This is a genomic window from Mesorhizobium sp. M2A.F.Ca.ET.037.01.1.1 (assembly GCF_003998075.1).
In the GTDB taxonomy this organism is placed as follows: Bacteria; Pseudomonadota; Alphaproteobacteria; order Rhizobiales; family Rhizobiaceae; genus Mesorhizobium.
The window spans coordinates 1-5,493 of sequence record NZ_RZSA01000403.1; the positions used below are offsets into that span (position 1 = coordinate 1).

Below are 5,493 nucleotides of genomic sequence, written 5' to 3' on the forward strand. Positions count from 1 at the left end.
TAAAGCGCATGCCCCGTTCCCTTTCTGAGTCTCGACAACCAGAAGGTAGACGGAAAATCCCCGTCTTACGGGGCATGCACATGCGGCATTTCGATTCACCCGAACCTTTCCCCGGACAGCCCTGCCCCTTGCGGGGGAAGGTGGCCGAGCGAAGCTCGGTCGGATGAGGGGTGTTCCAGCGGAGTGAGACGCTGGCATTCCCTGGAGCACCCCTCATCCGGCCGCTTCGCGGCCACCTTCTCCCACAAGGGGAGAAGGGGAAGGCGCCAACGCCTGCAACTTCGCCTTGACCTCGAGAAAATCCCGCCAGGCCAGCTTCTTGTGCGCTGGCGTCCGCAACAGATAGGCCGGGTGCAGCGTCGGCATCGCCGGAATGGCAATCCCGGAAGCCGTCGTGTGCACACGCCAGTTGCCGCGCAGGCGCAGGATGCCTTCGGCCGTGTTGAGCAGCGTCTTGGCCGACGGACCACCCAGATTGACCAGCACTTTCGGATTGACCAGCTCGATCTGCCTTTCGATAAAGGGCCGGCAGATTTCGGTCTCATGGGGCGTCGGCGTACGATTGCCCGGCGGCCGCCACGGGATGACGTTGGCGATATAGGCCGAGGCCCGGTCAAGGCCGATCGCCGCCAGCATGCGATCGAGCAGCCGGCCGGAGCGGCCAACAAAGGGCAGGCCCTCCAAATCCTCGTCGCGGCCCGGCGCCTCGCCGACCAGCATAAGGTCGGCGTTGGGATTGCCGTCGGCGAAGACCAGGTTCTTGGCGGTGAATTTGAGGTTGCAGCCGTCGAAGGCGGCCATCTGTTGGCGCAGCTCATCGAGCGTCGTCGCGCGGGCGGCAAGCTGCCGCGCGAGCAGGACCTGCCCCTCGTCGGGAACGGCCGCGGCTGCAGGCGGCCGGGCGGGTGCGTCCGGAATATTGCTGGCATCGAGGCCGGAGAAGGGCGCCGGCGGGTTCTCAGCTTGTTCGGGAGCCTGCTCGGGTACCGTTCGGCTCTCGGGCGCGGCTTCGCGGCGCGGCGCGGCCGGCGCGCGCTCGGCAGGCCTGCGTTCGGCCGGCCCGCGTCCAGGTGGCATTGCCGCCGCTTCGGCAAACCGATTGATAGGCTCGTCTTCGAGCGCGTCCTCGACGCCGGCGCTGGCATAGAAGGCGAGCAGTTCGGCGATCTCGGCTGGCGTTCTGGGGGAGGCGGCAGTCATGGCGCCACCATTGTCCGCGCGGTTCGAATTTGCAACCGTGGTCAGACTTTTAGCCGGTCGGTATGCGCGGATCCTGCACGATGTAGAACGTCCAGCGCGGCGTGTAGTCGGTGATCAGGAAATCGAAGGTTGCTGACTTCAGCGGATCGACCTTGCCGTTTTTGAACAGCAACTGGTCATAGGGTTCGAACTTACGCTCGAAATCGGCGAAATTGCTGGAGATGATGTTGTCGGGCGTCTTGTTGCGCTGGTCGAAGGATAGGCCATCGCCGAACACGCTCGGCTGGTCGAGGATTTCCTGCAGCTCGAACTGGAACTCCACCCAGGGGAGCGCGCTGTTGTTGAGCACGTCGATGCGCATATACATCACGCCGTTGGCGACCTCGCCGGCCTTGCCGAAGGGCTCGATCGGCTTGGTCGCGCGGATGGTCAGCGTCACCGGCGTCGCCGTGTTCAGCTCCTCCTTGATGACCAGCGGATCTTCCTTGGTGCCGATGCCGGACACGCTGGTAATACGGAAGCCGCCCAGCTCGTCGGAGAAGGAATAGGCGCCGGTGGTCCAGACCTTCACCGGATCGGCCTCAGCTGGCAGGCTCAAAAAGAGGAGCGGAAGAACCGCGCGCCAGGCCAGGCTCGGCGTGAAGAGTAAGCGCTTCGATGGAAAGCCGGAGGGCTCTGGACTGCGCATGGCGCGAAGTATTGCCGATAACCAAGCCGCCGAACAATTAAAAACATGCAGGCGCCGCCTGGCCTGCCAACATGCCGGGTCTGGCCTATGCTTGGCCATGGCCTGTGCTGCTGCCGTTTCGTAGGAAAACCGCGACTTTTTGTCGAAATCGGCGTTGTCACGTCAGCGCCGGTTTCGCGTCGCGAATTGATGCGCTATGCAGCGCGTGAGCCAGCACAATGCGAGAATGCGGCAAGCGATAGAGGGGTCGATGAGCGATATCGAACGCGAAAGCATGGAATTCGACGTGGTGATTGTCGGCGCCGGTCCCGCCGGCCTTGCCGCGGCGATCCGCCTGAAGCAGCTCAACCCTGAGCTCTCCGTCGTCGTCCTGGAGAAGGGCGGCGAGGTCGGCGCGCACATCCTGTCCGGCGCGGTCGTCGATCCGATCGGTATCGACCGGCTGCTGCCCGGCTGGCGCGAGGAGGGCGATCATCCGTTCAAGACGCCGGTAACGGCGGACCATTTCCTGGTGCTCGGCCCCGCCGGCTCCTTCCGCCTGCCGAACGTCCTGATGCCGCCGCTGATGAACAATCACGGCAATTACATCGTCTCGCTCGGCAATGTCTGCCGGTGGCTGGCGACCAAGGCCGAGGCGCTGGGCGTCGAGATCTATCCGGGCTTCGCCGCGGCAAGCCTCGTCTATAACGACGCCGGCGCCGTCACCGGCGTCATCACCGGAGACATGGGCGTCGAGAAGGACGGCACGCATGGCCCGGCTTACGCGCCAGGCATGGCGCTGATGGGCAAATATGTGCTGATCGGCGAGGGCGCGCGCGGCTCCTTGGCCAAGCAGCTCATCGCCAAATACCAGCTTGCCGACGGCCGCGAGCCGGGCAAGTTCGGCATCGGCCTCAAGGAACTGTGGCAGGTCAAGCCGGAGAACCACAAGCCGGGTCTGGTGCAGCACTCTTTCGGCTGGCCGCTCGACATGAAGACCGGCGGCGGCTCCTTCCTCTATCACCTCGAGGACAACCAGGTGGCGGTCGGCTTCGTCGTCCACCTCAACTACAAGAACCCCTATCTCTCGCCCTTCGAGGAGTTCCAGCGCTTCAAGACGCATCCGGCGATCGCCGGCACCTTCGAAGGCGCCAAGCGCATCGGTTATGGCGCGCGCGCCATCACCGAGGGCGGCTGGCAGTCCGTGCCGAAGCTGTCTTTCCCGGGCGGCGTGCTGATGGGCTGCGCTGCCGGCTTCGTCAACGTGCCGCGCATCAAGGGTTCGCACAATGCGGTGCTGTCCGGCATGCTGGCGGCCGAGCATGTCGCCGACGCCATCGCCGGCGGCCGCGCCAATGACGAGCTCGCCTCCTATGAAGAAGCCTGGCGCGGCAGCGATATCGGCAAGGACCTGAAGAAGGTGCGCAACGTCAAGCCGCTCTGGTCGCGCTTCGGCACCATCGTCGGCGTCGGCATCGGCGGCCTCGATATGTGGCTGAACACGCTGTTCAGCTTCTCGCCCTTCGGCACGCTGAAACACGGCAAGGCCGACTATTCGACGCTCGAGCCGGCCTCCAAGCATCAGAAGATCGCCTATCCGAAGCCGGACGGCGTCTTGACCTTCGACCGGCTCTCCTCGGTGTTTCTGTCCAACACCAACCATGAGGAAAACGAGCCGGTGCATCTGATCGTCGGCGACATGGCGCTGCAGCAGCGTTCCGAACACGACGTCTTCGCCGGTCCCTCGACCCGCTATTGCCCGGCCGGCGTCTATGAATGGGTGGACAAGGACGGCAACGCCGCCGCCGATCCGTCGGCCAAGGACGTGCGCTTCGTCATCAACGCGCAGAACTGCGTGCACTGCAAGACCTGCGACATCAAGGATCCGAACCAGAACATCAACTGGGTGCCGCCTCAAGGCGGCGAAGGCCCGGTCTATCAGGGCATGTGAGCCGCTTCATCGACCGGCAGCGGTTTGCGGTTCCGGTCAGCGGGTTCCTTACGCTTGAAATTGCAGACGGCTTATAGTTCCTTCTCTGCGGATAGGGAGCAAATGGGCCATGCGCCTGGCGGTTCTTACATGCCTCATCATGCTCGGCGGCCTGTGCGGCGGCGCCCCGCAGGCCCTGGCCGGCACCAAGGTGCTGGTCACGACACGCAGCTATGACGTTGTGGGCACGACGGGCGCTGCCCTGGTCGAAGCGATGAACCGCAAAGGTCCCAAGCACGGCTTCATGACCCGCGCCATCGCCGACACCGGCTATGTGGTGAACTGGAAGCTCGATGTGGACCGCACCGACGGGGTCTGCAGGTTGCGAGGCGCCGACGGAACGATGGAGCTCACCTACACTTTTCCGCGCTTGGCTTCGCCGCCGAAACCCGAGCTCGAGCGGCGCTGGCGGCGCTTCCTCGCCGGCGTCCACGCCCACGAGCGTCATCACGGTCGAATCGCCGAGGCCATGATGCGGGCCACCGATAAGTCCATTGCCGGCCTGAAGCTGGCCGACAATTGGTTCTGCACCGCCACCCATCGCGAGGCCAGGCGCCGGATCGACGCCGTCTACGCGCAATATGAAGCGAAACAGAACACTTTCGACGCGCGCGAGCACCGCGACGGCGGCCATGTCGACCGGCTGGTCAATGCGCTGATCGGAAAGAACTGAAAAACTCCAGCCCGGTTCGCCTGCCAGGGCAGGGCGTCAGCTGCGCGGTCCGTCCGGCGCGTCGTTCGCCGCCAGTGCCGACTTGTGCGCGTCCTCGGGCGGGTCGCTTGCGGGCGGCAGCGTGAATTCGACCAGCACCGGCAGATGATCGGAGCCCGTATCCTCCAGCCGGGCCGACGACAGGATCGTCACCCCGCCTTTGCTGAACACCTGATCGATCGGCAGGCCGGCGTAGCGGCGCAGGACGTCCGGCAGGGTGCGGTGGAGCCAGGTCGGGCCGGCCGAGGGCATCAGCGTCATGCCGCTGAGCCGCGCCACCCGCCGCACCGCCGCGCTCCACGGCACGGCATTGCAGTCGCCGGCCATGATGGCGGTCTCGCCGAGCCCGGCCAGCGGCTCCGCCAATTCGCCGATCTGCCAGGACTGCTCCATTGGCCAAGGCCAGCTCAGATGGATCGCGGCGACGTCGACCGGAACGCCGTTGAAATCGATCGTTGCGGTCGCCATCGCGCCGCGCGGCTCGCAACGCGGCGCGGTGCCGGCGGCGAACGGACGGCGTGACAAGAGCGCCACGCCGAATATGCCGTTGGGATAGTCGCACAGGATGCGATAGGGATAGGCGCCGGCAATATAGCCGAGCTCCTTCGCCCACATGCCGGACACTTCGTCGAGCGTGATGACGTCTGGATTGGTCCGGCCGATCAGCGACAGCACCTTCTTCGGCGTCGGGTTGTTGAAGCGCAGGTTCATCTGCAGCAGGCTGTAGACGATCCGGTCGGCCGGCTTCGCGACCGCCTGCTGCGTCGACAATCTGGGCAGCGCGCTCGTGGTCGTGGCGAGGCATACAATGGCGAAGACCAGCGCCGCGACCGCCTGCAGCCGGTAGGAACCGGCAAGCAGCGGCAGCGCGAGCAGCGCCGTCAGCACGCTCAGATGCATGCGGAAATGCGAGAAGGAATCGAA

General features: G+C 65.1%; 5 protein-coding genes. 2 read left to right on the forward strand and 3 right to left on the reverse strand.

The genetic code is table 11. The features are described 5' to 3' along the window. Positions 1-213: 213 nt before the first annotated feature. Both EOA27_RS19790 and EOA27_RS19795 read right to left on the reverse strand, forming a co-directional pair. Complete coding sequence (locus EOA27_RS19790) at positions 214-1,200, reverse strand: uracil-DNA glycosylase (RefSeq protein ID WP_126078351.1); 987 nt, start codon at positions 1,198-1,200, stop codon at positions 214-216. A gap of 49 nt (positions 1,201-1,249) precedes the next feature. Beyond that, complete coding sequence (locus EOA27_RS19795) at positions 1,250-1,888, reverse strand: hypothetical protein (RefSeq protein ID WP_126078350.1); 639 nt, start codon at positions 1,886-1,888, stop codon at positions 1,250-1,252. A gap of 226 nt (positions 1,889-2,114) precedes the next feature. On the opposite strand from EOA27_RS19795, the gene EOA27_RS19800 reads away from it, so the two are divergent. Beyond that, complete coding sequence (locus tag EOA27_RS19800) at positions 2,115-3,818, forward strand: electron transfer flavoprotein-ubiquinone oxidoreductase (protein ID WP_281059449.1); 1,704 nt, start codon at positions 2,115-2,117, stop codon at positions 3,816-3,818. Positions 3,819-3,927: 109 nt separating this feature from the next. Beyond that, positions 3,928-4,530 (forward strand): DUF922 domain-containing protein, encoded by a 603-nt coding sequence (locus EOA27_RS19805; RefSeq protein WP_126078348.1) that lies wholly within the window; start codon positions 3,928-3,930, stop codon positions 4,528-4,530. Positions 4,531-4,566: 36 nt separating this feature from the next. Here the strand turns inward: EOA27_RS19805 and EOA27_RS19810 are convergent. Further along, positions 4,567-5,493, reverse strand: a 927-nt coding sequence (locus EOA27_RS19810; protein ID WP_127256942.1) for an endonuclease/exonuclease/phosphatase family protein, incomplete at its 5' end; no start/stop codon positions are given.